General features: G+C 39.9%; 13 protein-coding genes and 1 pseudogene. 11 read left to right on the top strand and 3 right to left on the bottom strand.

Going from position 1 to position 22208, the window contains the following annotated elements; genetic code table 11:
- The first annotated feature begins 8 nt into the window (after window positions 1-8).
- The 4 genes from H6G28_RS01285 to H6G28_RS01270 all read left to right on the top strand — a co-directional run bounded on the left by H6G28_RS01285 (window position 9) and on the right by H6G28_RS01270 (window position 5381).
- Window positions 9-2132: a M3 family metallopeptidase gene (locus H6G28_RS01285; protein ID WP_190668330.1), complete on the top strand. Its 2124-nt coding sequence runs from the start codon at window positions 9-11 to the stop codon at window positions 2130-2132.
- A 281-nt stretch (window positions 2133-2413) separates the two neighbouring features.
- Entirely contained in the window at window positions 2414-2833 is a 420-nt protein-coding gene (psaD, locus tag H6G28_RS01280; RefSeq protein ID WP_190588119.1) for a photosystem I reaction center subunit II PsaD, read from the top strand.
- 129 nt (window positions 2834-2962) lie between these two features.
- Window positions 2963-4480: an anthranilate synthase component I gene (trpE, locus tag H6G28_RS01275; RefSeq protein WP_190588118.1), complete on the top strand. Its 1518-nt coding sequence runs from the start codon at window positions 2963-2965 to the stop codon at window positions 4478-4480.
- Between the two features lie 316 nt (window positions 4481-4796).
- Window positions 4797-5381, top strand: a complete 585-nt coding sequence (locus H6G28_RS01270; RefSeq protein ID WP_190588117.1) for a pentapeptide repeat-containing protein — start codon at window positions 4797-4799, stop codon at window positions 5379-5381.
- A gap of 343 nt (window positions 5382-5724) precedes the next feature.
- Here H6G28_RS01270 and H6G28_RS01265 read toward each other — a convergent pair whose 3' ends face one another.
- Together H6G28_RS01265 and yidD are read right to left on the bottom strand one after the other, a co-directional pair.
- Window positions 5725-6579 (bottom strand): DUF4114 domain-containing protein, encoded by an 855-nt coding sequence (locus H6G28_RS01265; protein ID WP_190588116.1) that lies wholly within the window; start codon window positions 6577-6579, stop codon window positions 5725-5727.
- A 345-nt stretch (window positions 6580-6924) separates the two neighbouring features.
- Window positions 6925-7227 (bottom strand): membrane protein insertion efficiency factor YidD, encoded by a 303-nt coding sequence (gene yidD, locus H6G28_RS01260; protein ID WP_190588115.1) that lies wholly within the window; start codon window positions 7225-7227, stop codon window positions 6925-6927.
- Window positions 7228-7289: 62 nt separating this feature from the next.
- Between yidD and H6G28_RS01255 the strand changes: the two genes are divergently transcribed.
- From H6G28_RS01255 to H6G28_RS01245, 4 genes are all read left to right on the top strand, one after another.
- Window positions 7290-7994 (top strand): diacylglycerol/polyprenol kinase family protein, encoded by a 705-nt coding sequence (locus H6G28_RS01255; protein WP_190588114.1) that lies wholly within the window; start codon window positions 7290-7292, stop codon window positions 7992-7994.
- A gap of 222 nt (window positions 7995-8216) precedes the next feature.
- Complete coding sequence (locus H6G28_RS37240; protein WP_277877196.1) at window positions 8217-8342, top strand: hypothetical protein; 126 nt, start codon at window positions 8217-8219, stop codon at window positions 8340-8342.
- Between the two features lie 769 nt (window positions 8343-9111).
- Window positions 9112-10932: a beta-barrel domain-containing protein gene (locus H6G28_RS01250; protein WP_313949880.1), complete on the top strand. Its 1821-nt coding sequence runs from the start codon at window positions 9112-9114 to the stop codon at window positions 10930-10932.
- A gap of 90 nt (window positions 10933-11022) precedes the next feature.
- Complete coding sequence (locus H6G28_RS01245; protein WP_190668328.1) at window positions 11023-13197, top strand: peptidase domain-containing ABC transporter; 2175 nt, start codon at window positions 11023-11025, stop codon at window positions 13195-13197.
- Window positions 13198-13354: 157 nt separating this feature from the next.
- Here H6G28_RS01245 and H6G28_RS36635 read toward each other — a convergent pair.
- Window positions 13355-14445 (bottom strand): annotated as a pseudogene (locus H6G28_RS36635) (ISAs1 family transposase).
- 550 nt (window positions 14446-14995) lie between these two features.
- On the opposite strand from H6G28_RS36635, the gene H6G28_RS01230 reads away from it, so the two are divergent.
- The 3 genes from H6G28_RS01230 (at window position 14996) to H6G28_RS01220 (ending at window position 22197) form a co-directional block, all read left to right on the top strand.
- Window positions 14996-15220, top strand: a complete 225-nt coding sequence (locus tag H6G28_RS01230; RefSeq protein ID WP_190588215.1) for a hypothetical protein — start codon at window positions 14996-14998, stop codon at window positions 15218-15220.
- Between the two features lie 178 nt (window positions 15221-15398).
- Window positions 15399-20765 (top strand): AAA family ATPase, encoded by a 5367-nt coding sequence (locus tag H6G28_RS01225; protein ID WP_242054426.1) that lies wholly within the window; start codon window positions 15399-15401, stop codon window positions 20763-20765.
- 175 nt (window positions 20766-20940) lie between these two features.
- Window positions 20941-22197 (top strand): hypothetical protein, encoded by a 1257-nt coding sequence (locus H6G28_RS01220; RefSeq protein ID WP_199332751.1) that lies wholly within the window; start codon window positions 20941-20943, stop codon window positions 22195-22197.
- The last annotated feature ends 11 nt before the right edge of the window (window positions 22198-22208 follow it).

Here is a 22208-nt window from a genome sequence, read left to right as displayed (position 1 = left end):
ACAACGCTATGAGTGCAGCCACTATTCCCCAAAATCCCTTGTTAAAAGGAACTGGCTTACCGCCATTTACTGAGATTCAAGCAGAACAAGTAATTCCAGCCTTCCAGCAGTTATTAAAAGAACTGGATGAGGAACTGGCTACCTTAGAAGCTAACGCCCAGCCGACTTGGAGTGGTTTAGTTGAACCCTTAGAAAAACTCACCGAACGGCTGACATGGAGTTGGGGTATAGTCAGTCATTTAATGGGAGTCAAGAATAGTCCCCAGCTGCGTGAAGCTTATGAAACTGTCCAACCCCAAGTGGTACAGTTCAGCAATAAACTTGGTCAAAGTCAAGTTATATACAACGCCTTTAAACAACTCCGGGCGAGTGATACTTGGGCAACCTTAGAAGCAGCCCAGCAACGTATTATCGAAACTGCCATCAGAGATGCGGAATTGTCTGGTGTGGGCTTGTCAGGCGAAGCCAGAGATCGGTTTAATGCCATTCAAATGGAGTTAGCAGAATTATCCACGAAATTCTCTAACCATGTATTAGATGCCACCAAAGGTTTTAGCTTAAACCTGACAACCAAAGCAGAAGTTGAGGGTTTACCCCAAAGTTCCCTCAGTTTAGCTGCCCAAGCTGCTCGTGCGGCTGGCGAAGAAAACGCCACCCCCGAAAATGGCCCTTGGCGCATTACTTTAGATTTCCCCAGCTACAGCCCGTTCATGCAGCACAGCACCCGCCGAGACTTACGGGAAAAATTGTATAAAGCATATATCACCCGCGCGGCTTCGGGCGAGTTAGATAATAACCCTTTAATTGTGCGGATTTTAGAGTTACGCCAAGAACTAGCCAATTTATTAGGCTACAAAAATTTTGCTGAGTTAAGCCTTGCTAGTAAAATGGCTCCCAATGTGGCAGCAGTCGAAGCACTGTTAGAAGAACTGCGGAGTGCCAGCTATGATGCTGCTGTTAAAGAGTTAGCCGAACTCAAAGCTTTTGCCGCCACCACAGGCGCACCAGAAGCCCAAGATTTACAACACTGGGATATTAGCTTTTGGGCAGAACGTCAACGGGAAGCAAAATTCTCCTTTACCACGGAAGAATTACGCCCCTATTTCCCCTTACCGCAAGTTTTAGACGGTTTGTTTGGACTGGTGAAGCGGCTGTTTGGTGTTAACGTCACCCCTGCTGATGGACAAGCACCCGTTTGGCATCAAGATGTGAGATATTTCCAAATTGCTGACGAAACAGGTAAACCCGTCGCCTACTTTTACTTAGATCCTTACAGCCGTCCCGCCGAAAAACGCGGTGGTGCTTGGATGGATGTCTGCATTAACCGAGGCAAGATTAACGATAATGGAGCTACATCTGTGCGCTTGCCTGTAGCTTATTTGGTGTGTAACCAAACTCCGCCAGTTGATGGTAAGCCGAGTTTGATGACCTTTTATGAAGTAGAGACATTATTCCACGAATTTGGTCATGGCTTACATCACATGCTGACCAAAGTTGATTACAGCAGCGCCGCCGGGGTGAATAATGTCGAGTGGGATGCTGTGGAACTACCAAGCCAATTCATGGAAAACTGGTGTTATGAACGCCCGACTTTGTTTGGTATGGCGAAGCATTATGAAACTGGCGAACCATTACCAGAGCATTATTACCAAAAACTTTTAGCCGCACGTAACTATATGAGTGGGAGTGCGACACTGCGGCAAATTCACTTCAGCACTGTGGATATAGAATTACACGATCGCTATCTTCCTGGTGGTGATGAAACTCCCGCCCAAGTGCGCCAGCGCATAGCCAAAACTACCACAGTTTTACCACCCCTAGCTGAAGATTCTTTCTTGTGTGCCTTTGGGCATATCTTTGAAGGTGGTTATGCCGCCGGTTACTACAGCTATAAGTGGGCTGAAGTCCTGAGTGCAGATGCTTTCGCCGCTTTTGAAGAAGCTGGTTTAGACGATGAAACCGCCGTTCAAGCCACTGGTAGACGCTACCGTAATACTGTGTTGGCACTTGGCGGTAGTCAGCATCCAATGGAAATCTTCAAAGCCTTCCGGGGAAGGGAACCAAGTACAGTTTCGCTGTTGCGGCACAATGGGTTGCTTCAAGAAGCTCTCAACGAAGTTACTCAGCTTTAACAGGCGATCGCAGTTCTAGAATTAGTCAAGGAAACACTATCAACAAAATTCAATCAATCATGTAAAGTTTTGTATAGTCCAAATTTCAGTTTTTGGGCTATTTTCATTTTTTGTTGATGATCATTCACGGTTTTTTGGTAAAAAGTGAATTTGACAAATTGCAGGACTATAGATTATGGACTTTTGGCTTTAAACTAAAAACTGTTACAGACTATGACGCGATCGCAATATGATCGTGATGGCGGTGTTACGATGCCCTAAAAACCTTGAGAGAATGCTTTATGGCAGAAACACTTTCTGGAAAAACCCCACTGTTCGCCGGTAGTACTGGCGGTTTGCTCACCAAAGCAAAAGAGGAAGAAAAGTACGCTATCACTTGGACAAGCCCCAAGGCTCAGGTGTTTGAATTACCTACAGGTGGCGCAGCTACCATGCACCAAGGCGAAAACTTGCTTTACTTAGCTCGTAAAGAGTACGGCATTGCTTTGGGCGGTCAACTCCGTAAGTTCAAAATCACCGACTACAAAATTTATCGGATTTTGCCTAGCGGAGAAACCACCTTCATTCACCCAGCAGATGGTGTCTTCCCTGAAAAAGTTAACCAAGGCCGCGAAAAAGTACGCCACGTAGCTCGTAGGATTGGCGAAAATCCTGAGCCATCAAAACTGAAATTTAGTGGTACAGCTACCTACGATGCCTAGGGACTAGCAGGGACAGAGGAAGTATGAAGTATGTAGTGTAAAGTGTGAAATAAGTTTTTTCATCCTTTAGCCTTGATGCTTTTACCTCCTCAGTCCCTCATCCCTGATACTCAATCTCTGTAGTAACCTATGATTTTTCCCGATTTCTCTGATTTTTCTCAATTAGCTTCACAAGGTAACTTTGTCCCGGTGTATCAAGAATGGGTGGCTGATTTAGATACACCTGTCTCTGCATGGTACAAAGTTTGTGCTGGACAACCTTACAGCTTTTTGTTGGAATCGGTGGAAGGCGGTGAAAAAATCGGACGCTATAGTTTTGTAGGTTGTGATCCTTTGTGGGTGCTAGAAGCGAGAGGAGAGACAACCACCCAAACACACCGTGATGGTTCACAAGCTGTGTTTACAGGTGATCCTTTTACAGCTTTAGCCCAATGTCTTGAGCCTTATCAGCCAGTAAAACTACCCCAATTACCACCAGGAATTGGGGGATTATTTGGGTTTTGGGGTTATGAATTGATTCGTTGGATTGAACCGCGTGTTCCCGTCCATCCCCCAGATGAACGCAACATTCCCGATGGGTTATGGATGCAGGTAGACCAACTGTTAATTTTTGACCAGGTAAAGCGAAAAATTTGGGCGATCGCCTATGCTGATTTACGCGACCCGAATGTAGATTTACAAGCAGCTTATCAAAAAGCAGGCGATCGCGTGACTAATTTGGTCAGTAAGTTATCTCTACCACTGTCACCGCAAAAAACTATCCTGGAATGGACACCCCCAGGTAATCAGCCAGTAGAAAATAAAGAATTAGCATACACCAGCAACTTCACAAAAACCGAATTCTGCGCCAACGTCCAAAAGGCAAAAGAATATATCAAAGCAGGCGATATCTTCCAAGTTGTCATTTCCCAGCGACTCGCCACAGAATACACAGGCGACCCCTTTGCCCTTTACCGTTCGCTGCGCCAAATTAATCCTTCGCCTTACATGGCTTATTTTCACTTTCAGGACTGGCAAATTATTGGTTCCAGCCCCGAAGTCATGGTGAAAGCTGAACGTGACCCAGATGAGGGAATTATCGCCACAGTCCGTCCCATTGCGGGTACAAGGCCAAGGGGGAAAACCACCAAAGAAGACATCGCCTTTGCAGAAGATTTACTACAAGACCCCAAGGAAATTGCCGAACACGTTATGTTGGTTGACTTGGGGCGGAATGATTTAGGGCGAGTTTGCCAAAGCGGTAGCGTGAAAGTCGATGAATTGATGGTTGTTGAGCGTTACTCTCATGTGATGCACATTGTGAGTAATGTGGTAGGTAAATTAGCCAGCCATAAAAACGCTTGGGATTTAATGAAAGCTTGCTTCCCGGCGGGGACAGTTAGCGGCGCACCCAAAATTCGGGCGATGGAAATTATTAACGAACTAGAACCAAGTCGCCGGGGTGTTTATTCGGGTGTGTATGGCTATTATGATTTTGAAGGACAATTAAATAGTGCGATCGCAATTCGCACAATGGTAGTCAAAGATAACATTGTCAGTGTGCAAGCTGGTGCAGGTTTGGTCGCCGACTCTGAACCAGAAAAAGAATATGAAGAGACGCTAAATAAAGCCAGAGGCCTATTAGTGGCGATTCGCTGTTTGCGTTAACGAAATTTGCCAGAAATCTCAAAAATTTCCACTAGGGACGGACGTAAGTTCGTCCCTACATGTATTTGTTCAAAAATCAAATCGGACTGCTATATCCCTCCTATAAACAGGAACTATCAACGCATAACTGAGAATTTGTTGTACTTTTGTAACGATTTTGTTATATTTCTTTACAGATGGTTGTACAAAGCAATTCACATCCAGTCAAGCATTTGCCCTCAGACTTTCACTGCAAAGTCAGTTCATGCGTACATTTGTTAACCAATTAATTCCACTAAATCGAGTTAAGTAAATGATCATTTGGAAGGCAGGCTGTATGGACACTGATGAACTTCTCAGGCGCTATCAGACAGGAGAGAGAAATTTCACACAGGTTTGCCTGCATTCAGTTAATCTGAGTGAAGTATGTTTAGCTGGGATTAACTTAGGTAGCGCCAGCTTAGTAAATGTCACTTTATCTCATTCCAATTTAAGTGGTGCCAACCTCATAGAAGCAAACTTGGCATTATCTTGTCTTTGGCGAACTAACTTCAGTGGTGCCAGACTAATTTGGACAAACCTCAAAGCAGCTAACTTAATTCGCGCCAACTTGAGTAACGTAGACTTACACAAAGCATCTCTACAAAAATCAGACCTACGTTTAGCTAATTTACACAATGCTGACCTCAGTGGCGCAGATTTAAGTGGTGCAGATTTGAGTTACGCCAACCTCTGTGGTGCTAACTTAGCAGGAGCCAATCTTAAAGGCGCAAACCTCACAGGAGCTAACTTGAGCCAAGCCGACTTGAGTTATGCCGAGCTTCATAAAACCATCTTGTACAAAGCTAATCTCAGTGATGTTGACTTGTCACAAGTTAACTTGAAAAAAGTTGATTTATGTGAAGTGCTGGCTAGTCAATGACTGCTGAAATGTCAGTTGATATCAAGAAAGAAACTGGGGTTTGATGGTGCGGACAAGCTTAATGAAAATAAGCGATCGCTTTCTCTGACTTGGTGAAGCGATCGCTTGGATTGTATACTGGCAGATACGAAAATATTTGAAAAAGTACGCAAAAAATTCAGTATCTTTTGATAGCTTAGAACAAAAAGGTTATTGACTGACCCTGAAACGGTAGTGAAATTGTCAACTTGTAAATCGATATTGATAGATGCGCCCTTGATATGGGCATCAAGTTATTGGCTTATACCGATTGGAAAAATGATTGTGAAGAATTGAAGCTCTTTTCGACTTTCGCGTAGCGGTACTAGCTGTTAGCTTTTTTCAAAGAACGGCGACGAGTGTTGAGTACACCAATTGCACCGATACCAACTAAGGCTAAGGTTGCGGAAGGTTCTGGAACACTCACACCTGTTAATGCAGAAGCATTTTTAGAACCAATATCTACGGCAAAAACGACATCATTATAATCTTTATCGCCGCCACCCCATAAATCTTCATAACCTAAAACCAAGAAGTTTTTGTACACATAAGTCATTACGTGCTGCAAACCATCTGGGTTAGTAGCTTCATTTAAGCCAAATACGCCTTTAACAGTTTGCCCTTGTTGGTTTTTGCCGGAGATACCACCATTGATATCATTAGAATGCAATAAGAAATCAAGTGTAGTACCAGCTTGGAATTTACCTAAGCTAACCCAGTCACCAATATTTAATGGGCTGTCTTGTTGGGTTTTATTAGCTAAAGCATTGTTAGGATTTGCACAAAACTCGTTAAAATTTTGAAAAGCACTATCTTTGGTGCTACAAGATGTATCGCCGAAGATTTTGCCTGTGGTGACAGTATTACCAGAAGTGGCTTTAAAATCTAAACGGTTGCGATAACCACCAGCAGTTTCACCAATAAAGAATACTTTAGTGTCGTGAGCATATTTCAGTGTCAGTTGAGATAAATCAACTTTATGCGCTCCAATTGTCTCAGGTGCTAAGTAACGAGATTCTTTACCCACGAAATCTTTAAAGTCTTGGATATTATCTTTAAAATCAGCCGGGGCTTCATTTCTGCTTTGGATGTTAACCGCATTTGCTGGTGTAGCAGATACCCACAAACCAGTTACTAAAGTTGTTGCAGCGAGTAATTTAGTGAACAATGAACTTTTCATAGCTTGCCTTTTTAGAATCATGAATCCATTTGTAAAAGATTGGCTATGAATGCGTCCAGTTTATTTTAGTAACTTGTTCGATTTTTTATATTGAAAGCATTTAATAAAAACTCATTACAAAACTTATGTATATACACTGGAAATCCAATCATCAACCTTAATTATTGCAAGTGATTTTTAAAGGAATAATTACTGAACAAATACGAAAGTAAAAGTACGCAAATGCAATGTTTATTCATCCGCAAGCATTGATAAATCAAGCTAGTTTCTACTTTTTTCCTCACCAGGCAATTTACTACTTTAGTGGGAAAGCTGTAGAGATTGCGGATGAAAGCAAAAGGTTTTTTAGTGATTTCGCGGTTCTGGTTGAGTTTCATTTTCAGACTTCAATTGAGTGTGACCACAACAATCTTGCTGTTTTATGTCGGATGGTGCAATTTCTGGTACTGGGTCGTAACCGCCAGGATGAAATGGATGACAACGCAAGATGCGGCGAGTAGCCATCCAACCACCGCGCACTACTCCAAACCTCTCAATTGCTTGAATGGCATACATAGAACAAGTTGGCTGAAAGCGACAAGTAGGGGGAAACAACGGCGAGATAAACATTCTGTAACCCCGAATTAACCAAATAAATAATATTTTCATTCCTGCTGCCCAAATCTTATAAATTAGAAACAAGGGTAAAAACTGTCTAGTGTGTAAGATCCTTGTTAACTCTGATTCCTGCTTTAACGTCAATTCCAACTTTGTGGCTGCAAATTACCATAGTTGCAGTTTGGGTGTTGCTTATCCTCCTAGTTTCATGGGTGGTAAGTCGCTTTACTGATGATTCAGAAATAGTTAGAAAAATCGTGCATATTGGCACTGGTAATGTGATTTTACTGGCTTGGTGGCTAGATATTCCGGCGAGTGTAGGCATTACAGCTTCGATTGTAGCGAGTATTGTGACCTTGTTATCTTATCGATTGCCAATTCTGCCGGGGATTAACAGTGTGGGTCGCCAAAGTTTAGGAACGTTTTTTTATGCTGTGAGTTTTGGCATTTTAGTTGGGTGCTTCTGGTATTTGCAACAACCCCAATACGCTGCAATTGGCATTATGGTAATGACTTGGGGAGATGGTTTAGCAGCGTTAGTTGGTCAACGTTTTGGTCAACATAAGTATAAAGTTTTTGGGGCAAGTAAAAGCTGGGAAGGCTCTTTAACAATGACCTTAGTCAGCTACATCGTGAGTAGTTTGATTTTGCTGGGTGTGCAGGGAAATATCTGGCAGATTTGGGTGGTATCATTGGCTGTGGCGATCGCCGCTACTGGTTTAGAAGCTATTTCCTTTTTGGGTGTTGATAATTTAACCGTCCCTTTAGGTAGTGCTGGTCTAGCTTTTGTATTAGTGCAACTATTATTAGCTAACTAAACTTTATTAGCTAAAAAAATAGAATTATTCCGCAAGATTCACTATTGTTACTCGGAGAATACTAGGATATCTGGAACACATAAAAGATTTTTTTATATCTGCTGCTAGTAGTAAAACTAAAGTTGTGATTTCTATCTGTAGATTTATGATTTCCTGAAAAACAGTGCTTATAGTTGGGTACTTAGGTGGTCAATCCACCAGACTTAAGTGAGGCTAACAATCATGTCACATCCAATATTTTTATCAAAGTTGTTGATTGAGTTATCAAATCAACGACAGGAATTAGTTGCTAGTAGTATAGAATTTGAGTTGGCTGGTAGTGGTTTTGCCAACTGCAATATTGGCTAGAAGTAGGATGTAGAAATAATAAAACCATCAACTTCTACTGATTTGCAATTTTTTGAATAATTCACATAGTATTGCAGAATCTAACTTGCTCAAAGGTTGAATATGACACAGCCATTAGCAGCGATGCTGTGGTTATAGCACAATACAGTTCAGTTAAGACTAAAAAGCAATTCTGGTGTAGGTTGGGTGGAGGAACGGAACCCAACAGAGTCTTGAGAATGTTGGGTTACGCTATCGCTACACCCAACCTACTATTCTCTTAACTGTAGTTACAGCACTTTTGAAGTAAGTGAGGTACACCATAAATATTAAGTAATGAGTAATAAGTAGTGAGTAATAAGTAAATTCCTTACTCATTACTTCTTATTCATTACTCCTTACTTTTGTCAATGATTTTGACCAAATTAAGAAGAGGGGAGAGGAGATAGTTATTACTCGCTCAACGTAAGTGAGGTCTTTGAGGGAGTCGAGTCTTCTCCTCTGTTTTCTCTCTGCGTTGCCGACGTTAGAGATATGAGAAAAGTTATGGTTGTGCTTGCTTGTCACACACTTTTCTCGTCCCCCATAACTAATTATAAAAGATTATTGGGGATGATGTTTTCTGTCTTTGAGAAAGGTAATTAATAAAATAATGGCTCAAAGCGATCGCCTCAGAGGCAAACTCTACAATTTGCTTGGTATTTCGCTAGTTTTGTCAGGCAAAATCCCCGTTATTTTGTCTAACTTTTGATAGTTCTACATATAAATTTCTCAAATAAGGTGCAGTACAGTGAATTTCTTACGCGCTCAGGAAAACTATGCTGATAATAGTTTTAATGACCTGAATCCAGAACAACTCCCTGTATTTGATGTCAATGAATTTCTTCCCAGCATTGGTAAATGGATTGGTGTTGCTGGGAGTGTAATGATTAGTATTTTTGTGCTGGGAGTAACTTTATCTGCGATTCTCAAATACAATGTCACAGTTAAAGTTCCGGCAACAATTCGACCTTTAGGGGAACTTAAAGTTGTGGAGTCGGCGATTACTGGAACTGTGGAGAAAATTGAGGCGACAGATAATCAAATAATCAAACAAGGACAAGCGATCGCCTACCTGGATGATGGACGGCTTCAGAATCAAAAAAGTCAGCTACAAAATACAATTCAAAAAAGTAAATTACAACTGAGTCAAATTGATGCACAACTAAGTCAAATTAATATGCAACTGGCGGCGCAAACTGAATTAATGAACCAGACGATTTTAGCGGCGCAAGCAGATTTAAGTGGGACTGAACGCAACTATCAAGACCAGCGAATTAAAGCTTTAGCGGAAATGACACAAGCAGAATCGGCGTTAACGATCGCAAAATTACAAAAAGACAGATTACGGCGCGAAAAACTCCTAACTACGACTGTACAAGAAACCGAAGCCGCCTTGACATTAGCCAGAGTCCAACGCGATCGCTTGCAGCGCGAAAAATTATTCCAATCAACGGTGCAGGAAGCAGAAACCGCCTTGAATATAGCGCAAAAACAAAAAGATAGATTATTACAAGAGCAACTTTTAACAATTACTGTGCAAGAAGCCGAAGCCGCTTTGCAAATGGCCAAGTTACAACGCGATCGCCTACAACCAATAGTCGCACTAGGAGCCGTTTCACTCAATTTATTTGAGGAAAAAATTCAAGCCGTCAAATCTGCGGAAGCTAGGTTAGCAGAAGCCAAAGCCAATACGAAAAATCTTGTGGAAGAAAAAGAACAAGCGGTGATTTCGGCAAAAGCGAAACTCGCACAAGCTCAAGAAAACGCGAAAAATAGCCTAGAAGAAAAACAATTGGCAGTCAAAGCAGCCGAAACGAAGTTAGAACAAGCCAAAGCCAATGCTAAAAATAGTTTAGAAGAAAAAGCCCAAGCCCTCACAGTTGCCCAAACAAACTTAATCAAGGCGAAAACTGCTATTAATCCGACGGATTCGCCTGTAGCTGTTGCACTTGCACGCATTCAGCAAGAACAGGCGAAGAAACAAGCAGATTTAGCGGCGTTGAAAAAAGAAAGAGAAACTTTACTCCAGCAGCGCCTAGAATTTCAAAAGCAAGTAGATAGAACGCAAAAAGAACTGCAACAAACCGAAAATGATTTAAATAAAACGGTGATTCGCGCACCGAGTGATGGAATTTTGTTGCAATTTAATTTACGCAACCCTGGACAAGTTGTCCAACCCAGTGAAGCGATCGCGCAGATTGCACCTTTAGATGCAACATTACAAATCAAAGCCAGAGTTCCCGCGCAAGATATCGATAAGGTAAAACCAAATCAACAAGTACAGATGCAGGTTTCTGCTTGTCCTTATCCAGATTACGGCACACTCAAGGGTACTGTGACCACAGTTGCACCCGACGCTTTAGCTGTGGAGAAAAACGCTACATTACCGACTGTGCAAACACCACCAGCTTATGAAGTGACAATTGTACCGCAAACTTTATCTGTTGGGAGGGGCGATCGCCAGTGTCATCTCAAACCGGGAATGGAAGGACGCGCTGATATTATTTCTCGCCAAGAAACTGTTATGCAATTCATTCTGCGAAAAGCCAGATTAATTGCAGATATTTGAGAGAAGTCTGAAGTGTGAAGTCTGAAGTCTGAAAGGAAAGAAAAATACTACTCCCCACTCTCCACTCCCAACTCCCCATTTTTAACAATCATGTTTGGTCTATTCAAATTTAAACACCAAAAAAAATACGAGTGTGTTTTACAATCCAGTGAAGAAGATTGTGGCGCTGCTTGTTTAGTTTCAATTTGCAAACATTACGGACGCTTCTTGAGTATGAGTAAAAGCCGAGAAGCGGTAGGAACTGGACAGTTAGGCACAACTTTACTCGGATTAAAACGCGGTTCTGAGACGTTGGGATTTAATGCTAGAGCCGTTAAAGCTGCACCGGCAATTATGGATAGAATTACAGAAATCCACTTACCCGCCATTATCCATTGGCATGGTTATCACTGGGTTGTGCTGTACGGTAAGCGGGGGAAAAAGTATGTAATTGGTGATCCGGCTACAGGCTTACGTTATATTAGCCGCGAAGAATTAGCTATTGCTTGGAATGGGGTGATGCTCTTACTAGAGCCTGATTTAACGCGGTTTTTTGTGCAGTTTCAAGAAGAACCAAAGCAGGGTTTTGGTAGGTTTTTTCAGCGTGTATTGCCTTATCGAAATTTATTAAGTCAGGTATTACTCATTAATATTGTTTTAGGTGTGTTGGCGCTTGGTAGTCCGGTTTTACTACAACTTTTAACAGATGATGTTTTAGTGAGAGGAGATACTCAATTACTAGTTGTAATTATCTCAGCCGTTGTGATTACCAGCTTATTTAGTAGTAGTTTGCAGGCTGTACAGTCAATGATGATTGCTCATTTTGGTCAACGCTTGCAATTAGGATTGGTAATGGAATTTGCTCGAAAAATTCTTCAGTTACCTTTGAGTTATTATGAATCGCGCCGCAGTGGGGAAATTTCTAGTCGATTGCGCGATATTGATGAAATTAATCAGTTAGTATCGCAAATCGTCATTTTATTACCCAGTCAGTTTTTTATTGCAGTAATTTCTTTCAGCATCATGCTGTTTTATAGTTGGACTCTCACATTGGCAGTTATCGTAGTTGCTTTATTAATGACTGTATCTACTTTACCTTTTTTGCCAATTCTTCAGCAAAAAACTCGCAGTTTGTTGGTTTTGGGGGCAGAAAATCAAGGTGTGTTAGTAGAAACGTTTAAAGGCGCACAGGTAATTAAAACGACGAATGCTGCTCCTCAATTTTGGGATGAATTTCAAAGCCGTTTTGGTCGGTTGGCACATTTAACTTTTAGCACTATTCAAATTGGGATTATTAACGGAACTGTTGCAAGATTAATTTCTACTATTGGTGGAGTAGTTTTATTAGGTTTGGGTAGTATTTTAGTGATTCAAGGACAGTTAAGCATTGGTCAAATCTTGGCTTTTAATGTTTTACAAGTCAATGTTTTTAATTTAATTAACTCTTTGGTTGGATTTGGAGATGAATATTTCCGATCGCAAACTGCCGTGTCTCGGCTTTTAGAAGTAATTGAAGCAACACCAGAAGTCATTGGTGGAAGTCAAAAACCAACTGTGCAAATCCCGGCTGATGCTGATATTCGGTTTTCTCAAGTCACTTTTCATCATGCGGGGAGAGTTGATTTATTAGAAGAATTTTCGTTAAAACTTCCTGGTGGTAATGTGATTGCTTTAATTGGTAAATCAGGTTGTGGAAAAAGTTCTTTAGCAAAACTCATTGCGGGTTTGTATGAGTTAAATTCAGGAAATATCCGCATTGGTTTTTATAACATTCAAGATATTGCGCTGGATTGTTTACGCCAACAAGTAGTTTATGTACCGCAAGAACCACATTTTTGGAGTCGTTCAATTGTGGATAATTTTCGCTTAGGGACTCCCTATATTTCCTTTGAGGAAATTGTCAAAGCTTGCCAGATTGCGGATGCAGATAATTTTATTAGTCAATTACCGAATAATTATCAAACTGTATTAGGAGAATTTGGTGCAAATCTTTCTGGGGGACAACGCCAAAGATTAGCGATCGCTAGAGGTATTCTCACCAATCCACCTATACTAATCTTAGACGAAGCTACAGCCGGACTTGACCCTGTAAGCGAAGCACAAGTGTTAGATCAGTTGTTAGCATCCCGCAAAGGTAAAACCACAATTTTGATTACTCATCGCCCTAGTGTTGTTCATCGTGCTGACTGGATTGTGATGTTAGATAAAGGTCAAGTGCAGTTACAAGGAACGCTTGAAACATTTCTCTCTCAACAAGGAGAACATTTGAAGTTTTTATCTTTTTAAGATAATTGACTAATTTGTAATTTGTAATTTACATATTTTGTACTTAGCTTCCAATACAGTTTGGTTAACGTTTTAGTATTTTGATATCCCCCCAAACCCCCCTTAAAAAAGGGGGGCTGAAAATCATCTTTTACCCCCTTTCCAAGGCAGGACTGTTTCATTCTAAAAAGGAAAAAAGTAATTTAATATCATGGGCGCAATGCCGTATTGCTCTGGTGAGGGAATCAAAACCATTGTGACGCAAGAGGTTAATCACAAAACTGCGGACAATTGAGAAGTTAGCAGCAGCATAGCCATCAATCATTTGGGAAGAGTCTTCATCAAAAACAACATCCTTAATCCAATGCAATCGATTTTCAATACCCCAATGACCACGAATACCTTGGGCAAAATCCGATGCGGGAAGAGCCAGCGAACTAATATAGTAGGCGGTTTCCTGATAAGGTTTGCCAGCACGAGTCCCAAATCGTTCAACTCGAACAAGAGATTTTAACCCAACCCAGTCAGTTGAAATATTTTCCAAGTTGTCAAACACACTAACTCGACGTTGAGTCAGGCGATCGCTAACTCGCTCTATAGTTGTATTGGTACTGGTTGGTGGGGACAGTTTGATATTTTTTCGGATCTGATTGTAGAGATGAGGCTGGTTTGCTTTGACGGCGATGACATAATCATTGCCACTATCTATGATTTGTTTCACAGTTTTTTTTGACAGTGAAGTGCATCAAAACTAAAAACGACACCGTTTAAATCTAATGCTGCAATCAAATTTTGTACTGTGGTGATTTCGCTGGTTTGCTTATTATTCATTGGTTGCAACCCAACACTCAGTCCTTTTTTACTACTAAATAACGAAACTATACTAATAAATGATTGGTAAGCCTGACTATAATCTGTCACTGTCGATTTGATACTTTTTCCATCTATTGCTAACCATTCCGATTCATCTAGTTGTACGTATTGATTTGCCCAATTGTTAAATATTTGTGTCAACGCCTCAAAATTCACCCGCATCATTACACGTCGAATCGTTGAATATGAGGGAACTCTTGATAGAGGTATCGACAGTACTTCTGCTAGACAGTTTTTATGACGTTTGACAAAATCTCCTAAACTTCGATATCCTTTACATCCACTCATTGTTCCCATGATGACAAACAACAACACCAGCCACAGAGCATATCTTTGCCCCTGTTGAGTCCGAAAATCTGGTACTTTTTTGAGTTCTGTGATTAAGCTGGTAGTCATTAGCACCCTGATTTAATACTGTTATCATCCTGATTCAACCATTTTTCTTTTGAGAATGAAACAGTCCTGCCTTAAAAAGGGGGTCGCCGTAGGCGCTTTCAAGGGCAGGTTTTTAAACCTTCGATAAATAGTTGAGAATATTCTCAATTATGAAACGTAGTTTTAACTGTTCAGACAATAATTTTGGTTTTAAAAGCCCAAAAATTTGTCTAATAAAAAAAGCCTGCCCTTGAAAGCGCCGTAGGCGGGGGATCTTAACCGAACCTTATTGACTTAGCTCCGATAAATGGAAGTCGTGTTAATTATCAATTGTGGCGTAAACCATATCCTAAAAATCATCAACATTTTCATATTTATAACTTCTTTAAGGGGTCGGGAGTATGGTAATTTAATTTATGAGCTTTTACTGGCTTTTTAAATATTTTTAATCCTAAAGAATGAGTTAGCAAATAAAAAGCTACGACTAAAGAATAATTTATTAAAAGACAAAACAACTAATAATAAAGGCATAGGTTTTATATACCTATAAACTTAAGTGAGGTAAAAAATTATGTCAAATAAATTCATTACATCTAATTTAGTTGTTGACTTATCAACAGCAGAACAGCAGTTATTATCTGGTGGACAAGGTACTGGAACAACATCAGATAGTCAGCCAACATACGGTGGACAACCTTCAGGCGGTCAATCAAGATATCCATCAAGTGGGTATAACTATCCTACCTACATTTGTCGTCCGGTTTACGGCAATGAAAGCGGCGAGAAGGATGATTAATGAATACTGAAAGTTAAGCTTAACTTAGGGTAATTACCCAAAACTTAAAGATTGTTATTTTAGCTCAGTGCGATCGCTACACTGAGTTTTTTACATTGTTAACAAAAAACTATTACGTAATCTTACCACTTTTAAAAGCGTCCAAACTATACTGGTGAGGCTGACAAACATAGCTCTGATGCTTGAGCAATTTATGATCGCACTGGAAGGGTACAAAATTTTAAGAGAACTGTATGATAGCCCTCGTTCTCAGGTGTATCAGGGATACCGAGAGTCCGATCGCCAACCAGTCGTGCTGAAATTATTGCGGGAGGAATATCCTACCCCAGAAGCGATCGCTCGGTTTAAACTCGAATACGAACTGACACGCCGCTTTCAGGTTCCGGGAATTATCCAAGCTTACAGCATCGAAAAATATCAAAATACCTTAGTCTTAGTTTTAGAAGATTTTGGTGGACAACCTCTGCGGAGTTGGCTAACTCAAAATCCCTTGGCGCTGGAAAATTTTCTGCACATTGCAATTCAAGTAGCAGCAGCTTTAGGTGCAATTCACCAGCAACAAATTATTCATAAAGATATTAATCCTGGCAATATTTTGCTAAATCCCCAAACGCGCCAAACCAAAATTATTGATTTTGGGATTGCAACGCTGTTGTCGAAAGAAAATCCGACTGTACTGAACCTAAATATTTTAGAAGGAACCTTGGCTTATATTTCGCCAGAACAAACAGGAAGAATGAATCGGGCGATTGATTATCGCAGTGATTTTTATTCTTTGGGGGTGACGTTTTACGAACTGCTGACGCAACAATTACCCTTTATTAGCGAAGATCCTGTAGAACTTGTCCACAGTCATATTGCCAAACAAGCGATTCCGCCCCATAAAATTAATTCGGCAATTCCGGTAGTTATTTCGCAATTAGTGATGAAATTACTCGAAAAGACTGCGGAAGAAAGATATCAAAGCGCCTTTGGTTTACAAGCAGATTTACAACAATGCTTAGATTTATTGACAACAACAGGAGCAATTTCACCCTTTGAACTAGGAAAAAAAGATAGTTCTGATAGATTTCAAATTTCCCAAAAACTTTACGGTAGGGAACAAGAAGTTACCGACTTATTAATAGCTTTTGAACGGGCTAGTCGTGGACAAAGCGAAGTGATGTTGATTGCCGGTTACTCTGGAATTGGTAAATCAGCTTTAGTGCAGGAGATTTACAAACCAATTACGCAAAAACGGGGATATTTCATCTCAGGAAAGTTTGACCAATTTCAACGTAATATTCCCTACAGTTCCTTAATTCAAGCCTTCACAGCTTTAATTCGTCAACTATTAACGGCAACAGAAACAGAAATCAATATTTGGCGGGAAAAATTATTAACTGCTTTGGGTGACAATGGTCAAGTTATTATTGATGTCATTTCCGAAGTAGAACTGATTATTGGTAAGCAACCGCCTGTAGTAGAATTACTACCCCAAGAAGCTGAGAACCGCTTTAATTTAGTATTACAAAACTTTATTACTGTTTTTACTCAAAAAGAACATCCTATAGTCATTTTTTTGGATGATTTGCAGTGGGCGGATGTTGCATCTTTACAGTTAATTGAATTATTGATGAGTCAGTTAGATAGTAAATACTTATTGCTGATCGGGGCGTATCGAGATCATGAAGTAGATGCAACTCATCCTTTGCGGAGTGCGATCGCTACTTTAACAACAGCCGGGGTCACAATTAATGAAATTGCCTTAACACCCTTAGAATTGCCGCAAATTCATGCACTGCTGAGTGATACATTCAATAGTCATGATTGGGATAAATTAACTCCCCTGGCACAATTATTACAGCAAAAAACCAACGGCAATCCTTTCTTTATGAATGAGTTTCTCAAGTCGCTGTATACAGAAGGATTGCTGCAATTTGATGTGCTGCGCCGGGAATGGGATTGGCAACTCAGCCAAATTCAGGCGGCGCAAATTACCGATAATGTTGTGGAATTAATGGCAGGTAAAATTCAAAAACTGCCAATTAATTCTCAGCAAGTTTTACAGTTAGCATCTTGTATTGGCAATCAATTTGATTTAAAAACATTAGCCATTGTCCAAGAAAAATCTCTACCAGAAACAGCCGCCGAGTTATGGGAAGCGGTAGAAATGGGGCTAATTTTTCCCCAAGGTAACGACTATCAATTATTACAAGTAGGCGATCGCGAAGTTGCCGCCAACTTAACAAATTTAGATATCGTCTATAAATTCTTACACGATCGCGTCCAACAAGCAGCCTATTCACTCATTCCTCCCAGAGAAAAACAAGCAGTGCATCTGCAAATTGGGCAATTGTTATTGCAGAATATTACTATTGCAGAACAAGAAGAAAAGATTTTTGACATTGTTAACCAATTAAATTTCGGTTGGGAATTAATTACAGATGCACAACAGCGACAACAATTAGCCCAGTTAAACTTAACAGCCGGAAACAAAGCAAAAGCTTCCGCCGCCTACGAACCTGCTTTGCAATATTTAAAAACAGGAATTAATTGTTTAACAGCAACAAGTTGGCAACAGCAATATTCTCTGACTTTATCTCTGCACGAAGCGACTGTAGAAGCTGCTTATTTGGCTGGGGCGTTTGAATATATGGATGAATTAATTGAGGTGGTGTTACGTCACACTCAAACCACAATTGATCAAGTCCAAGTTTATGCCATTAAAATTCAATCTCTTGTCGCCAGAGATGAATTATTAACAGCCGTAAAATTAGGTTTGCAAGTTCTCAAACTTTTGGGAATCCCTTTAGCAGCTAATCCTGGACAATTGCAAATTTTGTTGGGACTATTAAAAACAAAACTCGCCTTAGCTGGTAGACAAGTACAAAATTTAGCTGATTTACCTCAACTAACTAATCCGACTAAGTTAGCTGCAATTCATATTTTATCTAGTATTGCTTCTTCAACTTATTTAGCAGCGCCAAACTTATTTCCTTTAACTGTGTTTAAACAAGTGGAACTTTCCGCCATACATGGCAATACGCCAGAGTCAGCTTTTGCTTACGCTACTTACGGCTTGATTTTGTGTGGCGTTGTCGGAGATTTAACAGGAGGATATGAGTTTGGTGAGTTGGCATTAAAACTAATAGAACGCTTCAATGCCAAAAATATGCAAGCTAGAGTATTGTTTGTGGTGAATAGTTTTGTGCGTCACTGGCGAGAACCAATTGCTAATACCTTACCTGCATTGCAAATTGCTTTTCAAGTAGGCCGAGATACCGGGGATACAGAGTATGCGTCTTTTTCGGCAAATGTTGGCACCAGTCATAGTTATTTTTGTGGTCAAGATTTAAAAGAAGTAGATCAAAGTTTAGCTAATTATTTAGAAGTAATTCAGAAGTTTAAGAAAAAGCCAGTTTTAGATTTAATTAAAATTTATCGGCAGGCGATCGCTAATTTGCAGGGTAAAAATGCCAATCCCTGTGAGTTGGTAGGGGAATTTTACAATATCACAACCAGCTTACACCTACACATTGAGACAAATTACCGCACAGCAACTTTTACTGTCTACACTCATTTATTGACATTGAATTATTGGTTTGAAGATTACCAAACTGCTTGGCAAAATGCCGAACTAGCAATTCCTTATATAGATGCTGTAGTGGCGTTATTTATCATTGGTTGGTTTTATTTTTATGATTCTTTAGTGCGGTTAGCCTTAGTAACAAATAGCAACTTAACAGAACGGCAAACATTCCTCAAACAAGTTACAGCCAATATCAAAAAGCTAAAAACTTGGGCGCAGTCTGCACCGAGTAATTACAGCCATAAATTAGCCTTAGTCGAAGCAGAATGGCATCGAGTCCATGATGAAACAGCAGAAGCGATCGCTTGTTATGATCGTGCCATTAATTTAGCTCAAGAAAACAACTATCCTAACGAAGCGGCGTTAGCCAATGAACTTGCAGCCAAGTTTTATCTCGCCCAAAATAAACAGAAAGTTGCCCAAGGATATATGCAGGATGCTGCTTATCTTTATTTACAATGGGGCGCAACTGCAAAAGTTAAACATCTAGAAAATCAATATCCCCAATTATTAAGCCGCAAGTTAGAAAGAATTACTAGTCCTCATCTTTCTACTAAAAGTACCAACGCTAGTAGTGTTACAAGTACCAGTGGTTCTGCTTCCCTGGATTTAGTCACAGTGATGAAAGCTTCCCAAGCTTTATCAGGAGAAATTCAGCTAGATAAACTGCTGACTAATTTAATGCAAATTTTAATGGAAAATGCCGGAGCGCAACAGGGATGTTTACTATTAGAAACTAAAGGCAAGTTTTTAATTGAAGCCCAAGGTACAGTTGAAAAAAATAACATTCAAGTCTTAAAATCATTGCCGATAGAAAATAGTTCAATGCTGTCTGTGGCAATTGTCAATTATGTCATCCGCACTAAAACAAGTGTAGTGTTGAATGATGCCACGCGCAAAGGTGAGTTTATCCGTGATCCTTATATTCGCCAATTTCAACCGCGATCGCTTTTATGTGCGCCTTTAATTAATCAAGGCAAACTCACTGGTATCATCTATTTAGAAAATAACTTGACCACAGGCGCATTCACCCCTGATCGTTTAGAGTTACTTAACTTACTTTCAACGCAAGCAGCAATTTCTCTGGAAAACGCCCGTTTATACACCGACTTAGCCGCCTTAAACCAAGCCTACGAACGCTTTGTTCCCCGTCAATTTCTGCAATTCCTGAACAAACAAAGCATTGTTGATGTGCAGTTGGGTGATCAAGTCCAACAGGAAATGTCAGTTTTATTTACCGATATTCGCTCATTCACCACTTTATCAGAAACGTTAACCCCCGCCGAAAACTTTCAATTTATCAACTCATATTTGAGTTGTATGGAACCAATAATTATTCAACATAATGGTTTTATTGATAAATATATTGGCGATGCGATTATGGCTTTATTTGCTGGTAATGCTGATGATGCAGTGCAAGCCGGCATTGCGATGTTACAAGCTTTAGTCACTTACAATCAAGAACGGCAAACTCAAGGTCAAACCCCAATTCAAATTGGTATTGGGATTAACACTGGTTCCCTGATTTTAGGCACAGTCGGCGGCTTTAATCGCATGGATGGCACAGTCATTAGTGATGCGGTAAATTTAGCCTCAAGAATAGAAGGCTTAACCAAAACCTTTAACACACCACTATTAATTACAGACCAAACATTTCAACGGTTGAAAAATTGCGATCGCTCTGATATTCGCATAGTTGGACAAGTAAAAGTCAAAGGTAAAATCACAGCCGTCACCGTCCATGAAGTATTTACCGCCGATGTTCCTGAAATCCGCCAAGGTAAACTAGCAACCACCGAATTATTTAACACTGCCCTTAAGCTTTACCAAACCCAACAATTTACCTTAGCCGCCCAACATTTTCAAGATTGTTTACAACAAAATCCCTTAGATCAAGTCGCGCGAATTTATCTCAATCTTTGTCAGTCAGAGTTGCGATTATCAACTATTTTCACGGAAGAGATTAAATTGTGAAAATACATCTTGCGTTATTGAGCAAATTTAAACTAATATCCAATAACTTCTACTTTGAGTAAATTTAATCCGAAATGCACAATTGGCGCTAAACTAGTTTAGCTGTTATTAAGAAATGATTTGACTAACTTTGTCATTATTAGGGGCTATCTAAAGCTTAAATGAGAGGTATAATTTGGCAATTCTTTCAGATGAATGGATAGAAAATAGTTTACAAAAAAGTGAGCGTCCTTCTCCAGATGCTCCAGTTCAGCAAGAATTATGCGACCTTCTTATTCAACGCTGCTTTGAACATTCTACAAACTTAGCTATCAGAAAAGGACTTTTATTAGCTGCTGCTTTTGATCTACTCATAGCAGCAGAATATTATTGTGCTGTTACGCATAGTAAATGGCTTTACAGTCCAGGTAGGCAGCCTCGTATTTTCTTCCATTACACTAACTGTTGCCCACGTTCAGCTTTAAAAAATGAATTTCACTTTCATCCTTCTCAAAAACCACTATCAGGAAAAATTGGCACAGCTACCGCTAAATTACTTGTGATATTTATTCAAACTATTTTTAGATATTTAAATTACGATGAAGAGGTTCGTAGGGGACGGGAGCCAGTAGATATAATAATTGTTAATAGGAGTATAAAATCAATACTTTTTGCTGAAGTTAAAGCATCTCCATTGCTGACACCTCCTATTTCCGTGATTTCTCAAATTCTTACTGATGAAGAGGAGGGAGAAGCTGTTGAGAGAGGTTTTGGTACTGTAGATAACACTAGTTTTTTTGATCTGCCTTTAGAAATATTTATACCTAAACAAGAAAGTGATGGTGAATGGTCGGAAAATTATTACCCAATTGGGAAAAGGCACGATATACAAGATAAAAATTGGGGGTTTCGAGGTCTTATCTCATTGCTTAATAATTCACCAGACTTCTTTTTATGTTACGTTAATTTCTGGATTAGTGCTTTTAATGCGTATTATCCTAAAGATCGTAAGAGTATTTTTTGGCTTACTAATGCTTGTGGAGTTCCTTCTCCGAGACCATCACAATGGCCTACTGGGAAAAAAGGTGAGGGTCAGAGTCCTGAGTCAATATCCGACTCAAAAACAAGTGTAGGGATGGATAGAACAGATGATATCAAAAAAGGCATTTATCAAGTAATCAAATTGGGCGCAGAAGGAAAACCAAATATTAAAGAGTGGAATTACAAAATAGGACTGATTTCTAACATTCATGCCTATCGACATTTTGGTGAGTATCTTGAACCTCTAAAAGATATTGTTTGGACTCTTGATACAACTAAAAAAGCAAAAAAAATTGGTGATCTACCAGAAGACCAAGAACTGTATAATTTGTTCGATGGAATTATATCTCTTACGGATTTGGTAGCACGTGATGAATGGATTGAAAGCTTGTTCGCTCCTATTATGAAATAAATATATTTTTA

This window comes from Nostoc sp. FACHB-190, assembly GCF_014696905.1.
Lineage (GTDB): Bacteria > Cyanobacteriota > Cyanobacteriia > Cyanobacteriales > Nostocaceae > Nostoc_B.
This window is presented reverse-complemented; position numbering and strand designations above follow the sequence as displayed.

Excerpts from the sequence above, each read along its gene's own strand:
- H6G28_RS01285 (WP_190668330.1), top strand. The coding sequence starts at position 9 with ATGAGTGCAGCCACTATTCCCCAAAATCCCTTGTTAAAAGGAACTGGC.
- psaD (WP_190588119.1), top strand. The coding sequence starts at position 2,414 with ATGGCAGAAACACTTTCTGGAAAAACCCCACTGTTCGCCGGTAGTACT.
- trpE (WP_190588118.1), top strand. The coding sequence starts at position 2,963 with ATGATTTTTCCCGATTTCTCTGATTTTTCTCAATTAGCTTCACAAGGT.
- H6G28_RS01270 (WP_190588117.1), top strand. The coding sequence starts at position 4,797 with ATGGACACTGATGAACTTCTCAGGCGCTATCAGACAGGAGAGAGAAAT.
- H6G28_RS01265 (WP_190588116.1), bottom strand. The coding sequence starts at position 6,579 with ATGAAAAGTTCATTGTTCACTAAATTACTCGCTGCAACAACTTTAGTA.
- yidD (WP_190588115.1), bottom strand. The coding sequence starts at position 7,227 with ATGAAAATATTATTTATTTGGTTAATTCGGGGTTACAGAATGTTTATC.
- H6G28_RS37240 (WP_277877196.1), top strand. The coding sequence starts at position 8,217 with ATGTCACATCCAATATTTTTATCAAAGTTGTTGATTGAGTTATCAAAT.
- H6G28_RS01245 (WP_190668328.1), top strand. The coding sequence starts at position 11,023 with ATGTTTGGTCTATTCAAATTTAAACACCAAAAAAAATACGAGTGTGTT.
- H6G28_RS01230 (WP_190588215.1), top strand. The coding sequence starts at position 14,996 with ATGTCAAATAAATTCATTACATCTAATTTAGTTGTTGACTTATCAACA.
- H6G28_RS01225 (WP_242054426.1), top strand. The coding sequence starts at position 15,399 with ATGCTTGAGCAATTTATGATCGCACTGGAAGGGTACAAAATTTTAAGA.